Source organism: Caenispirillum bisanense (assembly GCF_900230255.1).
GTDB classification, from domain to species: Bacteria; Pseudomonadota; Alphaproteobacteria; order Rhodospirillales; family Rhodospirillaceae; genus Caenispirillum; species Caenispirillum bisanense_A.
In genome coordinates this window covers 381,885-401,926 of sequence record NZ_OCNJ01000005.1, presented here as the reverse complement: position 1 = coordinate 401,926, position 20,042 = coordinate 381,885, and the positions used below count along the sequence as shown (strand labels likewise).

Below are 20,042 nucleotides of genomic sequence, written 5' to 3'. Positions count from 1 at the left end.
GAACACCGCAGCCTCGCGTGTTGTCGAAACGAAGGTGACAAGTAATGCCTGCGCTCGCGGATGAGTGCAAGCGGCGGCGGCCGCCGGCCCTCCCCTCACACCACCCCCGCCGCTCGGTATGCCGCCAGTTCCTCCTCCGTCAGGCCGCACAGCTTGCCGTAGATCTCGGCGTTGCCTTCGCCCAGTTCCGGGCCGAGGTGCTCGACCCGGCCCGGTGTGGCGGTGAGGCGGGGGACGACGTTGGGGACCACCACCTCGCCCACCAGCCGGTCGACCAGCGTCAGCAGGTTGCCGCGGGCGGCGAACTGGGGGTCGGCGGCGATGTCGGCGATGGTGTTGATGGCGCCGCAGGGCACCTCTTCCGTCAGGCATCGGTCGAGCACCTCGGCGCGGGTGAGGGTGCCGGTCCAGGCGGTGACGGCGCCGTCCACCGTCTCGCGGTCGGCCAGGCGATCGGCGACGCGGGCGTAGCGCTCGGCGAGGTCGGGGCGGGCCATGGCGCGGGTCAGGCGCTCGAACATCTTGTCGTTGGTGCAGGCGATGGCGACCCAGTGGCCGTCGGCGCAGGCGAAGTGGCCGTGCGGGCAGGCGTTGAGCGTGCCCGCCCCCTCCGGCCCGCGCACCGTGCCCTCGTAGGCATGGCGCGGCGCCAGTTCGTCGAGCACGCGGAAGACGCTCTCGTAGAGGCCGATGTCGACCTGCTGGCCCTCGCCGGTGCGGTCGCGGTGGCGCAGGGCGACCAGCACGCCGACGGCCCCGAACAGGCCGCTCATGTAGTCGGCGAGGGAGGTCGAGCCCGGCGTCACCGGCGGCCCGCCCGGCATGCCGGCGAGGTGGGTCAGGCCGCCCACCGCATGGGCGATGCGGGCGAAGCCGGGGCGGTCGCGGTAGGGGCCGGTCTGGCCGTAGCCCGACACCCGCAGCATGACGAGGCCGGGGTTCACCGCCCGCAGGTCGTCCCACCCGAGGCCCCATTTCTCCAGCGTGCCGGGGCGGAAGTTCTCGCACACCACGTCGGCCTGCGCCGCCATCTGGCGGAACAGCTTGGCGCCCTTCGGGTCGCGCAGGTTGAGGGTGACGGAGCGCTTGTTGCGCGCCTCCGACAGCCAGGCGAGCGTGTCGCCGCGCGGCGTCGGCGTGCCGAAGCGGCGGAAGGGGTCGCCGCTGCCGGGCTGCTCCACCTTGATCACCTCGGCGCCGAACTCGGCCAGGATGGCGGCGGCGTAGGGCGCGGCGATGAAGGTGGCGCAGTCGAGCACGCGGATGCCTGCGAGCGGCAGCGGGGCGGCGGCGGCGGTGTCGGTCATCGGCGGTCCTTCGCGTCGGAGGCGGGCGGCGTGTTCGGCGGATCTTGCGGCAGCGCTGCCGCCCCGCGCAAGGACACGGGTGCGGCCCGCTGCAATCGATAGGCGTAGGCGAGGCAGGCGGCGGCCTCGCGCGCCGCATGGCTCCACCACGCCGGCGTGAGGCGGCGCGGCGGCGGCGCGGCATGGCCCTCCACGGCGATGCCGAGCGGCCGGGCGAGGCGGCGGAAGGTCCACAGGGCGCGCGGCAGGTGCAACTCGTCGGTCACCACCACCAGCCGCCGCCAGCCCCGCTCGGCCGCCAGGGCCAGGGTTTCGCGCGCATTGCCGAGGGTGTCCTGCGACGCTTCCTCCAGCACCACGGCGGCGGCCGGGATGCCGTGGCGGTCGACCAGCCGGCGGGCCATGACGGCGGCCTCCGTCACCGCCGCATCGCCCGGCCCGGTGGCTCCGCCGGAAACCACCAGCCAGGGTGCCACTCCCTCCTGCCACAGCACGGCGGCGGCGGCGAGGCGGCGCCTCAGGGCCGGCCCGGCGCCGCCCTCCGGCGTCAATTTCGCCCCCAGAACCACCACCGCATCGGCCGCATTCCGGCCTTTCCGCAAGGGTCGTGGGGAAACCTCGGAGGGTGCCGCTTCTTCGATGGACATTTGGTAGTATTGCCTCCATGATCGCCGTCCCAAACCGCTTGCTTTGGTAGGCGTTCCGCCCGCTCGACCTTTTTGCCTGAGCCAAGAAATGGCCTCCGTCCTCGGCATCACGCTGTTCCGCGAGAAGACGACCGTTCATAAGTTCTCCTTCGACACGGCGTCGGAAGGCGGCCAGGCGGCCATGTCGATCCGGTCCAACCGCATCGCCATGGTGCTGAAGTCGGCGGACGTGAACGAGACCGTCGTCGTGCGCGGCCAGAACATCCCCTGCACCCTCCGTGCCGCCGCCATGGTGTACGAGGTGTTCAGCCGCAATCCCTTCGCCTTCCGCAACGAGGCGGGGACCGAGTGGACCGCCAAGTGGGACCAGCGCATGTCGTCGTACGAACGCCAGTTCGTACCGGAAACCTGGGTGTCCATCCACCACAACGGGCAGACCCTGTTTTCCACCAACACCTCCAAGCAGATCGACGCCATCGAGGCGCTCGCCCAGGGCGGCGACGTCAACGAGCAGATCGTCCGCCGCGTCAGCCAGACCCTGTTCGGCCGCGACGAGGAGTTCGTGGTGCAGCACGACAGCCAGACGGCCGTGGTGTTCACCCCCTTCTCCAGCTACCACCGCGCCGCCATCCTGGAGCGCCGCGGCGGCCGTACCGGTTCCTTCGCCGCTTCCGTGCACCATCCGCCGAAGCCCAAGAAGCCGGTGCGGTATGATACATTCATCCACTTCTGCGCCGACCTGATCGAGGCGGTGAACGTGCGGATGTTCCTGGAGCGCATCAAGGCGATGATCGAGGAGAACCGCATCTCCGGTCCGCCCGTGACGCCGGCGCAGGTGCAGGGCGCCATGAACCGCCGCAAGGAGCTGGTGGCCTTCGTCAACGCTTTCGAGCGGGCGAACAAGGTCTCCTACCGCCCCGAGCGGCCGGAGCTCTTCTGACGCCATCCCCCTTTTCGGTTCGGGTGACAGTGCCATGGAACGCAGGAACAGCCGCGACGTCTTGTTCGAGTCCCTCGTGCTCGAGGACCGTGCGGTCGCCGACATCGGTTGCGGCGACGGCGGCCTCGCGCGGGCCATCCGCAGGGCGGGCGCGGCGCGCGTCATCGGCGTCGAGTGCAGCCCGCGCCAGCTCGCCAAGGCCGGCGCGGCGGAGACGGTGGACGGCGTCGTCATCATCGACGGCGTGGCGGAGGCCCTGCCCATCCTGTCGGGCACCATGGACGTCGTCGTGTTCTTCAACAGCCTGCACCACGTGCCGCCGCAGCACATGGCCGCCGCCATGGCGGAAGCGGCGCGGGCGCTGAAGTCGGGCGGCCAGCTCTACTGCTCGGAGCCGCTGGCGCAGGGGCCGTTCTACGACCTGTGCAAAGCGGTGGACGACGAGAAGGAAGTGCGCGGCCTCGCCTACCGCGCCCTGCATGCCGCCCACGCCCACGGCCTGCATGTGGAGCGCGAGACGGTGTTCGTGCACACCGTGAAACTGCGCAGCTTCGAAGCCTTCCGCGACCGCATCATCAGCGCCAACAGCGAGCGCGAGGCCCGCTTCGACGCCGCCGAGGCCGCCCTGCGGGTCCGCTTCGAGGACCTGGGCACCCGCACCGACGACGGCTGGACCTTCGACCAGCCGACCCGCGTGACGGTCCTGCGCAAGGAACGCCGCGAAGACTGGGACCTGCACGCCCACGCCCGCGGGGTGTGAGGGGGAAGGGCTACGCGGTGTGCTGCCTGATCCAGGCGGCGAGAGCCTCCTGGCTCAAATCGCCGCCGGCCAGCGCCAGAATCGTCCGGACCAGCTCGTCGTCGCTGCACGTCAGTTCGACGCCGTGAAGGGCCAGGAACAGTTCCATCACCACCGCGCCGGTGCGTTTGTTGCCGTCGACGAAGGCATGATTACGGACGAGACCGAACCCATAGGCGGCGGCCAAGTCCGCCAGATCGGGATCGCCATAGGCTGCCAGATGGTCCGGGCGCGCGAGGGCGGCAGCCAGTAGATCCGCGTCCCGCACGCCCCCGGCGCCGCCATGCTCGGCGATTTGTTCCTCGTGGATCGCGATCACCACCGACAGCGGGATCCTGACCGCGGTCGTCACTTCGCCAGCTCGTTCAGCGCGGCCCGGCGCTTCTTCATGAGGCGGCGTGCCACGCTCATCTGGTCGTCGTGCGCCGGTCCTGCGGCCGACAGCCTGTAGTCGCCGTCTTCCAGGTCGCTCAGGAAGACGACGTCGTCCTCGCCCACCTCCAGGCGAGACGTCGCTTCGTTCGGTATCGCCAGCATGAGCTGATCGCCGACTCTGGTCACTTTCAGCTGGAAGACGCCCATGGCTCCGACTCCTCGATACGGCCTTCCAAGAGATACGTCCCGCCGGCCGTCGCGGCAACCACCTCCTTTCCCCATTGCCCGTCCGCTGGGCATCGGGCATCGTTGACCGGAACTTGGGCAGCCGGGGAAGGGGATTCCTGGGAATGAGCATCCGCGTCGCGTTGCGTCACCGCACGTCCTACCGGTACGACCGGCTGGTATCCCTCGGTCCGCAGGTGATCCGCCTGCGCCCGGCGCCGCATACGCGCACCAAGGTGGTGTCCTACAACCTGTCCATCAGCCCCAAGGGACATTTCCTCAACTGGCAGCAGGACCCGCAGTCCAACTGGCTCGCCCGCGTGGTCTTCCCCGAGAAGGTGCGGGAGTTCGTCATCGACGTCGATCTGGTCGCCGAGATCGAGACGGTGAACCCCTTCGACTTCTTCCTGGAGCCGCAGGCCGAGCACTGGCCCTTCGACTACGACCCCATCCTGGCCGAGGAACTGCGCCCCTTCCGCCGCTGCGAACCGCTCGGCCCGAAGCTGGAGGCGTGGCTCGCCAGCGTGCCGCGGGAGAAGACCCAGACCACCAACTTCGTCGTCGGCCTCAACCAGCGGCTGCAGCAGGAGATCAAGTACCTGGTCCGCCTGGAGCCGGGCGTGCAGAGCTGCGAGGAGACGCTGACCAAGCTGTCGGGCTCGTGCCGCGATTCGGGCTGGCTGCTGGTGCAGATCCTGCGCCACCTGGGCTTCGCCGCCCGCTTCGTCTCGGGCTATCTGGTGCAGCTGGTGGCCGACGAGAAGCCCATCGACGGCGGCCCGGCCGGTACCGACCACGACTTCACCGACCTGCACGCCTGGGCCGAGGTCTACCTGCCAGGCGCCGGCTGGATCGGCCTCGACCCCACATCGGGCCTGCTGGCGGGCGAGGGGCACATCCCGCTCGCCGCCACGCCGGATACGCCCTCGGCCGCCCCCATCACCGGCGGCGTCGACGAATGCGAGACCGAGTTCGGCTTCGAGATGAGCGTCGCGCGCATCCACGAGACGCCGCGCGTCACCAAGCCCTACACGCCCGACCAGTGGGCCGCCATCGAGGCGCTCGGCCATCAGGTGGACGCCGACCTGAAGGCCGGCGACGTGCGCCTCACCATGGGCGGCGAGCCGACCTTCGTCGCCGCCTTCGACATGGACGCCGCCGAGTGGAACACCGCCGCCGTCGGCCCCACCAAGCGACTCTTCGCCGCCGACCTGATCCGCCGCCTGCGCGCCCGCTTCGCGCCCGGCGGCATGCTGCTCTACGGCCAGGGCAAGTGGTATCCGGGCGAGAGCCTGCCGCGCTGGGCCTTCCACCTGTACTGGCGGCGCGACGGCAAGCCCCTGTGGCGCGACCTGTCCCTCTTCGCCGACGAGACCGACCGCCCCGACAGCACCATCGCCGATGCCGAGCGCTTCATGGTCGCCCTGTGCGACGGCCTCGGCGTCGACGGCGCGGCGGTGCATCCCGCCTACGAGGACGCCGGCCTTTTCCTCGCCCGCGAGGCGCGGCTGCCCGACAACGTCGACCCCTTCGACAGCAAGCTGAAGGACCCGGAGGAACGCGCCCGCCTCGCCCGCGTGTTCGGGCGCGGCCTGCATGTGCCGGTCGGCTACGTCCTGCCGGTGCAGCGCTGGCAGGGCGCGGCGGAGGCGCCGCGCTGGCAGACGGAAATCTGGACCTTCCGCACCGGCCGCATGGTGCTGCACCCGGGTGACAGCCCGGTCGGCCTGCGCATGCCGCTCGACAGCCTGCCGTGGGTGCCGGCCGCCCGCTACCCCTACATCGTCGAGCAGGACCCCTTCGCGCCGCGCGGCGACCTGCCGGAGCCGCGCGACCTCGACCAGCGCCTGGTGCGCGGCGCCGACGCGCCCACCGACCGGCCGCAGCATCCGCAGAGCCTGACCCACGGCCGCGCCGTGCGCACCGCCATCGCCGTTGAGCCGCGCGACGGCCGGCTGCACGTCTTCATGCCGCCGACGGAAACCGCCGACGACTACATCGCCCTGGTGGCCGAGGTGGAGGCCGCCGCCGTCCGCACCGGCCTGCCGGTGACGCTGGAAGGCTACCCGCCGCCGCGCGACCCGCGCCTCGGCAGCATTTCCGTCACGCCTGACCCCGGCGTCATCGAGGTCAACATCCACCCGGCGGCCAGTTGGGACGAGGCCGTCGCCATCACCACCGGCCTCTACGAGGACGCGCGCGCCTGCCGCCTCGGCACCGAGAAGTTCCTCATCGACGGCCGGGCGAGCGGCACCGGCGGCGGCAACCACATCGTCATGGGTGGCCCCACCGCCGCCGACAGCCCGTTCCTGCGCCGGCCGGACGTGCTCGGCAGCCTGATCCGCTACTGGCAGAACCATCCGAGCCTCAGCTACCTGTTCTCGGGCATGTTCATCGGCCCGACCAGCCAGGCCCCGCGCATCGACGAGGCGCGCAACGACAGCCTCTACGAGATGCAGATCGCCCTGTCGCAGCTGCCGCCGCACACCCGCGAGGCGCCGCCGTGGCTGGTCGACCGGGCGCTGCGTCACCTGCTCGCCGACCTGACGGGCAATACCCACCGTTCGGAAATCTGCATCGACAAGCTGTTCTCGCCCGACAGTGCCACCGGGCGCCTCGGCCTCGTGGAGTTCCGCTCCTTCGAGATGCCGCCGCACGCCCAGATGAGCCTGGCGCAGCAATTGGTGCTGCGGGCGCTGATCGCGTGGTTCTGGCGCGAGCCTTTCACCCGGCCGCTGACCCGCTGGAGCACCCGCCTGCACGACGAGTTCATGCTGCCGCATTACGTGGAGCGCGACTTCCGCGCCGTGCTGGCGGACCTGAACACCGCCGGATACCCCGTCGATCCGGCGTGGTTCGCGCCGCACGTGGAGTTCCGCTTCCCGCGCTACGGCGAAGTGGTGCACGACGGCGTCCACATGGAACTGCGCCAGGCGCTGGAGCCCTGGCTGGTGCTCGGCGAGGAACCGGGCGGCGGCGGCACCGTGCGCTACGTCGACTCCAGCGTCGAGCGGCTGCAGGTGAAGGTGTCGGGCCTCCACCCGGAGCGCCACGTGGTCACCTGCAACGGCCGCCGCATCCCCCTGCAGCCCACCGGCGAGCAGGGCACCTACGTCGCCGGCGTGCGCTTCCGGGCATGGTGGCCGGCGGCCTGCCTGCATCCCACCGTCGGCGTCCACGCTCCGCTGGTGTTCGACCTGATGGACGGCTGGAACGAGCGGTCGCTCGGCGGCTGCACCTACCACGTCGCCCACCCGGGCGGGCGCAACTACGACACCACTCCCATCAACTCCTACGAGGCGGAGGCGCGGCGTCTCGCCCGCTTCTATCCGATCGGTCATACCCCCGGGCGCAAACCGGTGCCTCCGAAGGAGTATAATCCCGACTTCCCTTGTACGCTGGATTTGCGCTTTACTCCGACGTGAGAGCGTTGAAGCGGCGGTGCGGGGGCAGGGGCTCCCGCCGCCGTCGTTGAGGGCCGACCGTCATGCCGATGCTGGACACCACGAGGCGCATGGGCCGTGACGGGCAGGGCGTTCTGCCGGGCTTCACGCACATCGGCTACGGCACCTCGCGCGGCACCTACGACGAGATGGTGGACGAGACGGGCGCCGTGCGGCCGCACTGGCAGTCCTTCGCCGATGCCCTGTCGCAACTGTCGGAAAGCGAGATGCGGGCCCGCTGGGACCGCGGCCAGCGGCTGATCCGCGACAACGGCGTCACCTACAACGTCTACGGCGACCCGGAAGGCATGGACCGGCCGTGGCAGCTCGACCCGCTGCCGCTTCTGGTCAGCAGCAAGGAATGGGCCTTCCTGGAGGCGGCGCTGAAGCAGCGCGCCACCCTCATGAGCCTCATCCTGGCCGACCTCTACGGGCCGCAGCGCCTGCTGACGGAAGGCCTGCTGCCGCCGGCGCTGGTGTTCGGCAATCCCGGCTTCCTGCGGCCGCTGCACGGCGCCCAGGGCCAGGCCGGCAAGCAGCTGCAGTTCTACGCCGCCGACGTCGCCCGCAGCCCCGACGGCACGTGGTGGGTGGTCGGTGACCGCACCGAGGCGCCGTCGGGGGCCGGCTATGCGCTCGAAAACCGCATCATCGTCAGCCGCGTGCTGCCCGATTTCTACCGCACTGCCAACGTGCAGCGGCTGGCCGGCTGGTTCCTCAAGGCGCGCGACGCCCTCATCGGCCTCGCCCCGCGCAACCCGGACAACCCGCGCGTGGTGGTGCTGACCCCCGGCCCTTACAACGAGACCTATTTCGAGCACGCCTACCTCGCCCGCTACATGGGCCTGACCCTGGTCGAGGGTGAAGACCTGACGGTGCGCGAGAACCGCGTCTACCTGAAGACCATGGAAGGCCTGAAGCCGGTGGAGGTGATCCTCCGCCGCACCGACGGCAGCTATTGCGACCCGCTCGACCTGCGCGACGATTCCACCCTCGGCGTGCCGGGGCTGGTGGGGGCGGTGCAGGCGGGCACGGTGGCGGTGGCCAACGGCCTCGGCTCCGGCCTCATCGAGACGCCGGCCTTCATGCCCTTCCTGCCCGGCCTGTGCCGCCACCTGCTGGGCGAGGAGCTGCGCCTGCCCGGCATCGCCTCGTGGTGGTGCGGCCAGGACAAGGAACGCGCCTACGTGCTGGCGAACCTGCACCGCCTGGCGGTGCGGCCGGCCTTCACCGTGCAGGCGCCCATCACCGACGCCTCGCGCCTGTCGTCGGCGGAACGCGCCCAGCTCGCCGCCCGCATCGAGGCCGCGCCCTACCTGTGGGTGGCGCAGGAGGCGGTGCACCTGTCCAGCGCCCCGGCCTGGGTGGAGGGGCGGCTGGAGACCCGCGCCGTCACGCTGCGCTGCCACGCCGTCATGACCCGCGACGGGCCGGAGATCATGCCGGGCGGCCTGTGCCGCACCACGGCGCCGGGCACCCTGTCGCTGTCCATGCAGCACGGCGGCGGGTCCAAGGACGCCTGGGTGCTGTCCGACGCGCCGGTCAGCCACGTCAGCCTGCTGCGCAGCCGCAACGCGCCGGCCAAGACCGTGCGCGGCAGCCGCGACCTGCCGAGCCGGGTGGCCGACAACACCTTCTGGCTCGGCCGCTACCTTGAGCGCTGCGAGGACACCACCCGCGTGCTGCGCGCCGCCATGAGCCGCGCCGTCGAAGGCTCGGCCGGCGGCGGCGACCCGGAACTGGCGGTGGTGCTCGACCTCTTCGCCATGCTCGGGCACCTGCCGCACGACCTCGATCGCCGCGAGCCGGCGGCGCAGGACGAGGCGGTGCGGCTGCTCATCACCGGCAATATGGACGTCGCCAACTTCGTCGGCCTGCGCGGCGTCATCCAGAACCTGCAGCGCGTCGCGACGGTGGTGCGCGACCGCCTGTCGCTCGACACCTGGCGCTCCATCAACCGCCTGGGCGAGGGGCTGGCGGCCCTGCGCAAGCCGGCGGCGGTGAGCCCCGACGAGATGCTCGGCGCGCTCAACGAGACCATCATGATCCTGTCGGCCCTGTCGGGGCTGTGCAGCGAGAACATGACCCGCGGCCCCGGCTGGCGCTTCATGGACGTCGGCCGCCGGCTGGAGCGCGGCCTGCATGCGCTCGACCTTCTGTCGGCGCTGCTGTCCTCGCCGCCCGACGATGTCGGGCCGGCGCTCGACGTGGTGCTCGACCTGTCGGACAGCGTGATGACCTACCGCGCCCGCTATCTGGCGGCGCCGCAGGTGGTGCCGGTGCTCGACCTGCTGCTGGTGGACGAGACCAACCCGCGCTCGCTCGGCTTCCAGCTGGCCCGCCTGATGGACCATGCCGACGCGCTCGCGCCCTACCTCGCCGACCGCATGTTCACGCCCGAGCAGCGCATCGTCATGGGCCTGCTGACCGGCGCCCGCACCCTCGACCCGGCGCTGGTGACCCTGGCCGAGCCCAAGGGCGGCGAGGTGCGGCTCATCGACTTGGTGGGCACCATGCGCTCGGGCCTGTGGGACTTCTCGGAGACGCTGACGCGGCAGTATTTCGTCCACGCCGCCGAGGTGTCGGAGCCCATCTCGCCCTTCGTGGAGCTGCTGGCGGCGAAGGATCGCACGTCATGAGCGACAGCCCCCTGCACACGGTATTGGCCATCCAGCAGCAGCAGCGCGAGGAAGTGGCCGCCGCCGCCAAGGCCGCCGCCGCCGACCCGACGGCGCCCGTCACCTATCGGGTGACGCACGAGACGCGCTACGACTACACCCAGCCGGTGACCATCAGCCATCACCTGGCCCACCTGCGGCCGCGCCAGCTGGCGACCCAGCAGGTGCACAGCCACCGCCTGACCATCACGCCGCAGCCGGCGACCACGGCGGAACGGCGCGACTACTTCGGCAACTCGGCCTTCACCTTCACGCTGGAGGAAACCCACGACGCCCTGGCCGTGGTCGCCGACAGTCTGGTGACGGTGGCGCCGCCGCGCCTGCCGGACCCCGCCCGCACGCCGCCGTGGGAAGGGGTGCGCGACCTGGTGCGCGATGCCCGCCGCCGCGACCTGCTCGATGCCTGCCAGTACACGTTCGAAAGCCCCGGCGTGCCGCTGCTGCCGGCGGTGAAGGCCTATGCGCTCGCCAGTTTCCCGGCCGGTCGGCCGCTGCTGGCGGCGGTGCTCGACCTCACCCACCGCATCCACGGCGAGTTCAAGTACGACCCGACGGCGACCACGGTGGCGACCCCGCTCGCCGACGTGCTGAAGGCGCGGCGCGGCGTCTGCCAGGACTTCGCCCACCTGCAGATCGCTTGCCTGCGGTCGCTCGGGCTGCCGGCGCGCTACGTGTCGGGCTACGTGCTCACCCGCTCCCTCGACGAGATCGAGAAGGCGCTGGAAGGCGGCGACGCCAGCCACGCCTGGATCTCGGTGTATCTGCCCGACGGCGGCTGGGTCGACGTCGACCCGACCAACGACAAGCTGCCGACGCGCGAGCACGTCACCATCGCCTGGGGACGGGATTTCGGCGACGTCAGCCCGCTCAAAGGCGTCATGATGGGGGGCGGCGCGCATACCGTCAGCGTCGGGGTGACCGTCGCACCGGTGCCGCGCAAGGACGCCGCCCCGCCGCGCCAACAGCAGCAGCAACAGCAGCAACAGCAGACCCAATAGCCGGACGGCGGGGCGCGGGCCGCAGCCGGCGAAGGAGGCCCCGCCATGCGTCCCGTTCTCGCCGCCGCCGTGTTCCTGACCGCCCTGCCGCTCGCCGGCGCCGCCGCCGTCGCGCAGGAAGCACCGCCGCGCCAGAAAGCCAGCGAGCCCCCGGTGATGGTGCTGCGCTGCACCGGCAACGAGCCCTTCTGGTCCCTCGACCTCGGCCCCGGCACGGCATTGCTGCGCCGGCCGGGCGGCGAACAGGTGGAGGAGACGACCTTCACCGGCACCCTCGACAGCCTCGGGTTCCTCGACCCGCCGTGGATGGTGTGGCGCGGCGCCGCCGCCAGCGGCGACGGCACGGACGTGGCGGAGGGGGCGGGCGACGATCTGGTCGCCGTCATCCGCCGCGAGGAGTGCCGCGACAGCATGAAGGGCGACCTGCGCGACGCCCGCGCCGTGCTCTCCCTGCCCGGCGGCGGCACCGTCACCGGCTGCTGCATCGCGCCCGACGAGGCGGCGCCGACCGCCGCTCCGGGAGGATCCCAGGGGTTGGACACGCCCCGCGCGAACTGAGGCCGATTCATCCGAAAGGCGCAGGAAAAGTCCCGAAATGACTGGAACGGGCTGGCGAAACGGGGCAATATCTGCGTGGCCCGCGACCCCGGCGACCGCGCGTCGGAGCCGTCTGCGCCGTGCCGCAGAATGCGTCTTGAGAGGCAGCACATGACCGATATGGCCCCCGCGACCCAGAGCCGCGCCCTGGCGACCACGGATACCCACCGCGGGGCCGTGCAGTCCGTGGACGAGCAGGTCTTCGTCACCGTCTACGTCGCCGACCAGCTGTTCGGGCTGGCGGTGGAACGCGTGCAGGACATCCTGATCCCCGAGAAGATCGCCCGCATCCCGCTGGCGCCGCCCGAAGTGGCCGGCTCCATCAACCTGCGCGGCCGCATCGTCACGGTGATCGACGTGCGCACCCGCCTCGGCCTGCCGCCCAAGAAGACCAAGGGCAACATCATGTGTGTCACGGTCGAACAGGGCGCCGAACTCTACAGCCTGCAGGTCGACAGCGTCGGCAACGTGCAGAGCCTGCCGGTCAGCCGCATCGAGCCCAACCCCTCCACCCTCGACCCGCGCTGGCGCGGCATTTCTTCCGGCGTCGTGCGCCTGGAAGAGGAGCTGATGGTGGTGCTCGACATCGACGCGTTCCTGGACTTCGGCGACTGACTTCCGGAAACGCGCATATAATAGATGGATAATAAAGGCCCGGATCGTTCCGGGCCTTTTGTTTGTGCGGTGCAACAAGTCGCCGGTCGAATACGGGCCGATCGGAGAATAGGCGCGCACCGCAGGGTACCTTTACGGTTTTCGTTAAGGTCCGGTGAACTTCTCCATGCTATATCATCAGTGGGAGCTACGCCTTCAGCCGTCATCCGGAAGAGGTGGTGGTGGGCGTCATCTGGTGGAGCGTGCTGTGAAGAACATCAAGATCGGAGCGAAGTTGTGGCTCATCGTGGCCGCTGCGCTCGTCGGCATGATCGTCCTCGTGACGGTCGCCTTGTCCAGTCTGCAGTCCTCGCTGATGGAGGACCGCCGCATCAAGACCCGCAACCTGATCGAGGCGGCCCACACCGTCATCGGCAGCTACGTCGCCAAGGCGCAGGCCGGGCAGATGACCGAGGACGAGGCCAAGGCCCGCGCCATCGAGGCGGTCGGCGCCATGCGCTATGAAGAAGGTGCGGAATACTTCTTCATTCTCACCTTCGACGCCATGGCCGCATTCCACCCGAGCCCCAAGCTGAACGGCACCGACATGTCGGGCCTGAAGGACGCCGCCGGCAAGGCCTTCGTGGCCGAGATGGTGCAGGTCGCGCGCTCCGCCGGCGAAGGCTACGTCGGCTACATGTGGCCGAAGTCGCAGGGCACCGAGCCGGTCGAGAAGCTGTCCTACGTCAAGACCATTCCCGAGTGGAAGTGGTTCGTCGGCACCGGCATCTACATCGACGACGTCTCCGCCGCCTTCTGGCGCCAGGCGACCACCTTCGGCATCGTCGCGCTGCTCATCCTGGGCGCCATGGTGGCCCTGTCGGCGGTCATCGCCCGCAGCATCACCAAGCCGGTGCGGGAGCTGACGGTGGACATGGGCCAGTTGGCCGGCGGCGACAAGACGGTCGGCATCGACGGCGTCGACCGCAAGGACGAGATCGGCGACATGAGCCGCGCCGTGCTGGTGTTCAAGGAGAACATGATCCGCGCCGACCAGCTGGCCGCCGAGCAGGAACGCGAGCATACCGCCCGCGAGGCGCGCGCCAAGCGCATCGAAGAGCTGACCCGCGGCTTCGGCAGCGATGTCGACCATCTGTTGGAGTCGGTGGGGGCCGCCACCACGCAGCTGAAGGCGACGGCGCAGAACATGTCGGCCATCGGCGAGCAGACCACCCGCCAGGCGACGGCGGTGTCCGCCGCCTCCGAAGAAGCCTCCGCCAACGTCCAGACCGTGGCGAGCGCGGCCGAGGAGCTGTCGTCGTCCATCGCCGAGATCGGCCGCCAGGTGAACCACTCCAGCGCCATCAGCCGCTCGGCGGCGGAAGAGGCCAAGCGCACCAACGGCATCGTCCAGGGCCTCGCCAAGTCGGCCGAGCGCATCGGCGAAGTGGTCAGCCTCATCAACGACATCGCCGACCAGACCAACCTGCTCGCGCTCAACGCCACCATCGAGGCGGCCCGCGCCGGCGATGCCGGCAAGGGCTTCGCCGTCGTCGCCAACGAGGTGAAGAACCTGGCCGGGCAGGTGGGCCGCGCCACCGAGGAGATCAGCCAGCAGATCGCTCAGGTGCAGTCGGAGACGGGCACGGCGGTGCAGGCCATCCAGACCATCGTGCGCACCATCGAGGAAGTGAACGAGGTCGCCTCCGCCATCGCCGCGGCGGTGGAACAGCAGAACGCCGCCACCCACGAGATCAGCCGCAACGTCCAGGAAGCCGCGGCCGGCTCGCAGGAGGTGTCGCGCAACATCATCGGAGTGACGGAAGCCGCCAACGAGACGGGCTCCGCGGCCGGGCAGGTGCTGTCGGCGACGCAGCAGATGTCCGACCAGGCCAACCGCCTCAACGGGCTGGTGAACCGCTTCCTGTCGGACGTCCGGGCCGCCTGAGGGGGCCGGAAGAGGGGGGAAAGGCGCCGTCCCGCGCGGGACGGCGCCTTTTTCGTGGGTGCGCGACGGGCCGGGTCTGCGCCCGGCCGTGCCCGGGTCACGCCGCCCGCTTGGTCTCCTGGTCCACTAGGTCGATGATGTCGGCCATGATCTGGGTCAGGTCGTAGTCTTTCGGCGTGTAGACGCGCGCCACGCCGGCGGCCTTGAGCGTGCGCTCGTCCTCCTGCGGGATGATGCCGCCGACCACCACCGGGATGTCGCCGAGGCCGGCCTGGCGCATGCGGTCCATGACGTCGGTGACCAGCGTGACGTGGCTGCCCGACAGGATGGACAGGCCGACCACGTGCACGCCTTCCTCCAGCGCCGCATTGACGATCTGCGCCGGGGTCAGGCGGATGCCTTCGTAGACCACTTCCATGCCCGAGTCGCGGGCCCGCACGGCCACCTGCTCGGCGCCGTTGGAATGGCCGTCGAGGCCCGGCTTGCCGACCAGGATCTTGACGCGGCGGCCGAGCCGTTCCGACACGGCATCGACCCGCGCCCGCACCTCGGCCATGCCGCCCTCGGTGGCGGCGGAGGCGGCGCGGCCGACGCCCGTCGGGGCCCGGTATTCGCCGTAGACCTCGCGCAGCACCTGGGCCCATTCGCCGGTGGTGACGCCGGCGTGGGCGCAGGCGATGGACGGTTCCATGATGTTGCGGCCTTCCTTGGCCGCCGCCGTCAGGTCGGCGATGGCGGCCTCGGCGGCCTTGCCGTCGCGCTGGGCGCGCCAGGCCTTCACGGCCTCGATCTGGTCGCGCTCGACGCTTTCGTCGACGGTGAGGATGGAGCCCTCGCCGGTGGTCAGCGGGCTCGGCTCGGCGTCGGTGAAGGCGTTGACGCCGACCACGGTCATGGCGCCGGCCTCGATGGCCTTCAGGCGGCGGGTGTTGGATTCCACCAGGCGCTGCTTCATGTAGCTGGAGTCGACGGCGGCGATGGCGCCGCCCATGGCGTCGATGCGCGCCAGTTCCTCGCGCGCCTGGGCCTTCAGTTCCTCGACCTTGGCGGTGACGACGGGCGAGCCGTCGAACAGGTCGCCGTATTCCAGCAGGTCCGTTTCATAGGCGACGATCTGCTGCAGGCGCAGCGACCACTGCTGGTCCCACGGACGCGGCAGGCCGAGCGCCTCGTTCCACGCCGGCAGCTGCACGGCGCGGGCGCGGGCGTTCTTCGACAGCGTCACGGCCAGCATCTCGAGCAGGATGCGGTAGACGTTGTTTTCCGGCTGCTGCTCGGTCAGGCCGAGGGAGTTGACCTGCACGCCGTAGCGGAAGCGGCGGTGCTTCTCGTCCTCGACGCCGTAGCGCTCCTGGCAGATCTCGTCCCACAGCTCGGTGAAGGCGCGCATCTTGCACAGTTCGGTGACGAAGCGGATGCCGGCGTTGACGAAGAAGCTGATGCGGCCGACCACCTGGGGGAAGTCCTCCGGCGGCACCTGGCCCGAGTCGCGCACCGTATCCAGCACCGCCTGGGCGGTGGCCAGCGCGAAGGCCAGCTCCTGCTCCGGCGTCGCGCCCGCTTCCTGCAGGTGGTAGGAGCACACGTTCATGGGGTTCCACTTGGGAACTTCCTTGTACGTGAAGGCGATGACGTCGTTGGTCAGCTTCAGGGACGGCTGCGGCGGGAAGATGTAGGTGCCGCGCGACAGGTATTCCTTCACGATGTCGTTCTGCGTCGTGCCCTGCAACTCGGCGCGCGCCGCCCCCTGGCGCTCGGCCGTCGCGATGTAGAGCGACAGCAGCCACGGCGCCGGCGCGTTGATGGTCATGGACGTGTTCATCTTGCCGAGCGGGATCTCGTCGAACAGCGTCTGCATGTCGCCGATGTGGCACACCGGCACGCCCACCTTGCCCACCTCGCCGCGCGCCAGCGGATGGTCGCTGTCGTAGCCCGTCTGGGTCGGCAGGTCGAAGGCGACGGACAGGCCCGTCTGGCCGCGCGAAAGATTCTTGCGGTAGAGCTTGTTGCTTTCCACCGCCGAGGAGTGCCCCGAATAGGTCCGGAAAAGCCAGGGCTTGTCGCGCTTGGGCGCGGCAGAGGCAGCAGGGGTCTCAGGCTTCGCGGTCATTCAGGATTCCTCCGATCCGGGTGATTATTCACCGAAATTTCAACCTCTGGTGCAGCGAGACGGTCATATTGTTACTCTCGCCCCAGGTATCTAGGCAAGAAAGTATCATTTTGTGCATTGCGAAGAAAGCGGCAAAACGCTAAAGGTGGAGCAAGGCCGCCCCGCCGCAACGAACGCGCGGGGCCGGACATTGGATGTTGCAGCGCCGAACAAGGTGCGCCCAAAGTCCGAGCCGTGGGCGGTGACCGGGACCATCTTGTAGGGGAATGCGACCCATGACCAGTACGGCGGAAGTCATCAACCTGAAGGGCGGCAACGACGTCAAGGACCTCTACGAGATCGGCGAGATCCCCCCGCTCGGCCACACCCCGAAGCAGATGTACGGCTGGCTCATCCGCCGCGACCGCCACGGCCCGCCGGAGCAGTCCTTCCAGGTGGAAGTGGTCGACGTGCCCGAGCCCGACAGCCATGAAGTGCTGGTCATGGTCATGGCCGCCGGCGTCAACTACAACGGCGTGTGGGCGGGCCTCGGCACCCCCATCTCGCCCTTCGACGTCCATGGCGCCGAGTTCCACATCGCCGGCTCCGACGCGTCCGGCATCGTGTGGAAGGTCGGCTCCAAGGTGAAAAGCTGGAAGGTGGGCGACGAGGTCGTCATCCACTGCAACCAGGACGACGGCGACGACGAGGAGTGCAATGGCGGCGACCCGATGCTGTCGCCCAGCCAGCGCATCTGGGGCTACGAGACGCCCGACGGCTCCTTCGCCCAGTTCACCTGCGTGCAGGCGCAGCAGCTGATGCCGCGGCCCAAGCACCTGACCTGGGAAGAGAGCGCCTGCTACACCCTGACGCTCGCCACCGCCTACCGCATGCTGTTCGGCCACCGCCCGCACATCCTGCGGCCCGGCCACAACGTGCTGGTGTGGGGCGCCTCGGGCGGCCTCGGCTCCATGGCGATCCAGCTGTGCGCGACGGCCGGCGCCAACGCCATCGGCATCATCTCCGACGAGACCAAGCGCGACTTCGTCATGAGCCTCGGCGCCAAGGCCGTGCTCAACCGCAAGGACTTCGACTGCTGGGGCCAGCTGCCGCCGGTGAACGGCGAGGGCTTCAAGGAGTACATGAAGGAAGTCCGCAAGTTCGGCAAGGCGATCTGGGACATCACCGGCAAGGGCAAGGACGTCGACATCGTCTTCGAACACCCCGGCGAGCAGACCTTCCCGGTGTCGTGCAACGTGGTGCGCCGCGGCGGCATGGTGGTGTTCTGCGCCGGCACCACCGGCTATAATCTCACCTTCGACGCCCGCTTCGTGTGGATGCGCCAGAAGCGCATCCAGGGCAGCCACTTCGCCCACCTGAAGCAGGCGTCCCAGGCCAACCAGCTGGTGATCGAGCGCCGCATCGACCCGTGCATGTCGGAAGTCTTCTCGTGGGACGACATTCCGAAGGCCCACACGCTGATGCTGGAAAACAAGCACAAGCCGGGCAACATGGCGGTGATGGTGCAGGCCAAGGTGCCCGGCCGCCGCACCCTGGAAGACGTGGTGGAGGGCTGAGGGGCGGCGCTACCCCGCGCCCCTCTCCCCTCGCGGACGCCGGCCGGTCAAGCCCCCCATCCCACACGATGGGCCGGCCGGCACTCCGCACCGTATGACTGATCCGGCAATGGCTCTTCAGAGAGACTGATCGTGCAGATGCCCTCCAAGCTCATCATCAACGACCTACTGCACACCTGCGAAAAGGCGCTCTACACCGCCCGCGGCGTGCTCGACACCATTCGCGACCACGTGTCGGCCAAGGTGATGGTCGACGGCAAGGTCGACTCCGACGCGCTGGAACAGCACCAGTTCGCCGCCCACGGCTATTCCTGGTACGCCACTTACGTCGCCGCCCTCGAGCAGATGCTCGCCTGGGGCAAGCGGCTGGAGTCCCAGGGCCGCTTCGGCGAGCTGGAACAGCTGCTGGTGCAGGCCGCCTTCTCGGAATACCTGCACCAGATCTTCGGCGGCCTGCCCATGGGGCAGGGCGAGATGGTGCGTCTGGCCGACTTCGGCATCGAGGTGCGCCAGCGCCAGCTGCTGCAGAGCCCGCAGACCACGCTGCTGCGCGAGCACGGCTTCACCGCCGCCTGCAAGAAGCGCATCGCCGAGCTGATCCGCGACGGCGAGCACTTCGGCGACCTCGGCCTGCAGGACGAGACGCTCGCCATGGTGCGCGACACCTTCCGCCGCTTCGCCGAGGAGCAGGTGGTGCCGCACTGCCACGAGTGGCACCTGAAGGACGAGCTGATCCCGCTCGAGATCATCGAGCAGATGGCGGAGCTGGGCGTCTTCGGCCTCACCATCCCCGAGGAATTCGGCGGCCACGGCATGGGCAAGACCGCCATGTGCGTGGTGACGGAAGAACTCAGCCGCGCCTACATCGGCGTCGGCTCGCTCGGCACCCGTTCCGAAATCGCGGCGGAGCTCATCCGCCTCGGCGGCACCGAAGAGCAGAAGCAGCACTACCTGCCGAAGATCGCCTCCGGCGAGATCCTGCCGACGGCGGTGTTCACCGAGCCCAACACCGGCTCCGACCTCGCCAGCCTTCGCACCCGCGCGGTCAAGCAGGGCGACCAGTACGTGGTGACCGGCAACAAGACGTGGATCACCCACGCCAGCCGCTCCGACCTCATGACCCTGCTCACCCGCACCAACCCGGACGAGAAGGGCTACAAGGGCCTGTCCATGCTGCTGGCCGAAAAGCCGCGCGGCACGGACACCGACCCGTTCCCGGCCGAGGGCATGGACGGCGGCGAGATCAAGGTGCTCGGTTACCGCGGCATGAAGGAATACGAGCTGTCGTTCGACGGCTTCACCGTGCCGGCCGCCAACCTGCTGGGCGGCGTCGAGGGTCAGGGCTTCAAGCAGCTCATGGCGACCTTCGAAAGCGCCCGCATCCAGACCGCGGCGCGCGCCGTCGGCGTGGCGCAGAACGCGCTGGAAGTGGGCCTGCGCTACGCCAACGAGCGGCAGCAGTTCGCCAAGCCGATCTTCGAGTTCCCGCGCGTCTACGGCAAGCTGGCGTGGATGGTGGTGGAGACCATGATCGCCCGCCAGCTGACCTACTTCGCCGGCGAGGAGAAGGACAGCGACCGCCGCTGCGACATCGAGGCCGGCATGGCGAAGCTGCTGGCGGCCCGCGTCGCCTGGGCCAACGCCGACAACGCCCTGCAGATCCACGGCGGCAACGGCTACGCCGAGGAATACCAGATCAGCCGCATCCTGTGCGACGCCCGCATCCTCAACATCTTCGAGGGCGCGGCGGAGATCCAGGCCCATGTGGTGGCGCGCGGCCTGCTGTCGCGCTGATCGAGGCCCCCGAGGGGCGCGTCCAAGAAAG

At 69.8% G+C, this 20,042-nt stretch carries 15 protein-coding genes; 10 read left to right on the top strand and 5 right to left on the bottom strand.

Annotation, left to right across the window (positions count from 1 at the left end):
- Positions 1 to 95: 95 nt before the first annotated feature.
- Both CRP50_RS13785 and CRP50_RS13780 read right to left on the bottom strand, forming a co-directional pair.
- Positions 96 to 1,307: a CaiB/BaiF CoA transferase family protein gene (locus CRP50_RS13785; protein ID WP_097279747.1), complete on the bottom strand. Its 1,212-nt coding sequence runs from the start codon at positions 1,305 to 1,307 to the stop codon at positions 96 to 98.
- Positions 1,304 to 1,858 (bottom strand): YdcF family protein, encoded by a 555-nt coding sequence (locus CRP50_RS13780; RefSeq protein ID WP_176525162.1) that lies wholly within the window; start codon positions 1,856 to 1,858, stop codon positions 1,304 to 1,306. The genes CRP50_RS13785 and CRP50_RS13780 overlap by 4 nt, the downstream gene beginning before the upstream one ends.
- Positions 1,859 to 2,042: 184 nt before the next feature.
- On the opposite strand from CRP50_RS13780, the gene CRP50_RS13775 reads away from it, so the two are divergent.
- Positions 2,043 to 2,894, top strand: coding sequence for a hypothetical protein (locus CRP50_RS13775; protein ID WP_097279745.1), 852 nt, complete (start codon positions 2,043 to 2,045; stop codon positions 2,892 to 2,894).
- Positions 2,895 to 2,928: 34 nt separating this feature from the next.
- Complete coding sequence (locus tag CRP50_RS13770) at positions 2,929 to 3,654, top strand: class I SAM-dependent methyltransferase (RefSeq protein WP_097279744.1); 726 nt, start codon at positions 2,929 to 2,931, stop codon at positions 3,652 to 3,654.
- Between the two features lie 10 nt (positions 3,655 to 3,664).
- On the opposite strand, the gene CRP50_RS26115 is transcribed toward CRP50_RS13770, so the two are convergent.
- Together CRP50_RS26115 and CRP50_RS26110 are read right to left on the bottom strand one after the other, a co-directional pair.
- Entirely contained in the window at positions 3,665 to 4,045 is a 381-nt protein-coding gene (locus tag CRP50_RS26115; protein ID WP_245913476.1) for a type II toxin-antitoxin system death-on-curing family toxin, read from the bottom strand.
- Complete coding sequence (locus CRP50_RS26110) at positions 4,042 to 4,275, bottom strand: hypothetical protein (protein ID WP_245913475.1); 234 nt, start codon at positions 4,273 to 4,275, stop codon at positions 4,042 to 4,044. The genes CRP50_RS26115 and CRP50_RS26110 overlap by 4 nt, the downstream gene beginning before the upstream one ends.
- Positions 4,276 to 4,418: 143 nt before the next feature.
- Between CRP50_RS26110 and CRP50_RS13760 the strand changes: the two genes are divergently transcribed.
- From CRP50_RS13760 to CRP50_RS13735, 6 genes are all read left to right on the top strand, one after another.
- Entirely contained in the window at positions 4,419 to 7,718 is a 3,300-nt protein-coding gene (locus CRP50_RS13760) for a DUF2126 domain-containing protein (protein WP_097279742.1), read from the top strand.
- A gap of 62 nt (positions 7,719 to 7,780) precedes the next feature.
- On the top strand, positions 7,781 to 10,375 hold the full coding sequence (locus CRP50_RS13755; RefSeq protein ID WP_097279741.1) for a circularly permuted type 2 ATP-grasp protein: 2,595 nt from the start codon (positions 7,781 to 7,783) through the stop codon (positions 10,373 to 10,375).
- The gene (locus tag CRP50_RS13750; RefSeq protein ID WP_097279740.1) at positions 10,372 to 11,412 is read left to right on the top strand and encodes a transglutaminase family protein; all 1,041 of its coding nucleotides are present in this window, start codon (positions 10,372 to 10,374) and stop codon (positions 11,410 to 11,412) included. Before CRP50_RS13755 ends, CRP50_RS13750 begins: the two co-directional genes overlap by 4 nt.
- Positions 11,413 to 11,457: 45 nt before the next feature.
- The gene (locus CRP50_RS13745; RefSeq protein WP_097279739.1) at positions 11,458 to 11,970 is read left to right on the top strand and encodes a hypothetical protein; all 513 of its coding nucleotides are present in this window, start codon (positions 11,458 to 11,460) and stop codon (positions 11,968 to 11,970) included.
- A 150-nt stretch (positions 11,971 to 12,120) separates the two neighbouring features.
- Complete coding sequence (locus CRP50_RS13740; RefSeq protein ID WP_176525161.1) at positions 12,121 to 12,624, top strand: chemotaxis protein CheW; 504 nt, start codon at positions 12,121 to 12,123, stop codon at positions 12,622 to 12,624.
- Positions 12,625 to 12,871: 247 nt separating this feature from the next.
- Positions 12,872 to 14,551 carry a methyl-accepting chemotaxis protein gene (locus tag CRP50_RS13735; RefSeq protein WP_176525160.1) on the top strand — a complete coding sequence of 560 codons (1,680 nt, stop codon included), beginning with the start codon at positions 12,872 to 12,874 and terminating at the stop codon, positions 14,549 to 14,551.
- Positions 14,552 to 14,648: 97 nt separating this feature from the next.
- Here the strand turns inward: CRP50_RS13735 and CRP50_RS13730 are convergent, their stop codons facing one another.
- Complete coding sequence (locus tag CRP50_RS13730; protein ID WP_097279737.1) at positions 14,649 to 16,661, bottom strand: protein meaA; 2,013 nt, start codon at positions 16,659 to 16,661, stop codon at positions 14,649 to 14,651.
- A gap of 275 nt (positions 16,662 to 16,936) precedes the next feature.
- On the opposite strand from CRP50_RS13730, the gene ccrA reads away from it, so the two are divergent.
- Together ccrA and CRP50_RS13720 are read left to right on the top strand one after the other, a co-directional pair.
- A complete protein-coding gene (ccrA, locus tag CRP50_RS13725) occupies positions 16,937 to 18,217 on the top strand; it encodes a crotonyl-CoA carboxylase/reductase (protein WP_097279736.1) in 1,281 nt (426 codons plus the stop codon).
- A gap of 138 nt (positions 18,218 to 18,355) precedes the next feature.
- On the top strand, positions 18,356 to 20,011 hold the full coding sequence (locus tag CRP50_RS13720; protein ID WP_097279788.1) for an acyl-CoA dehydrogenase family protein: 1,656 nt from the start codon (positions 18,356 to 18,358) through the stop codon (positions 20,009 to 20,011).
- Positions 20,012 to 20,042: the final 31 nt, after the last annotated feature.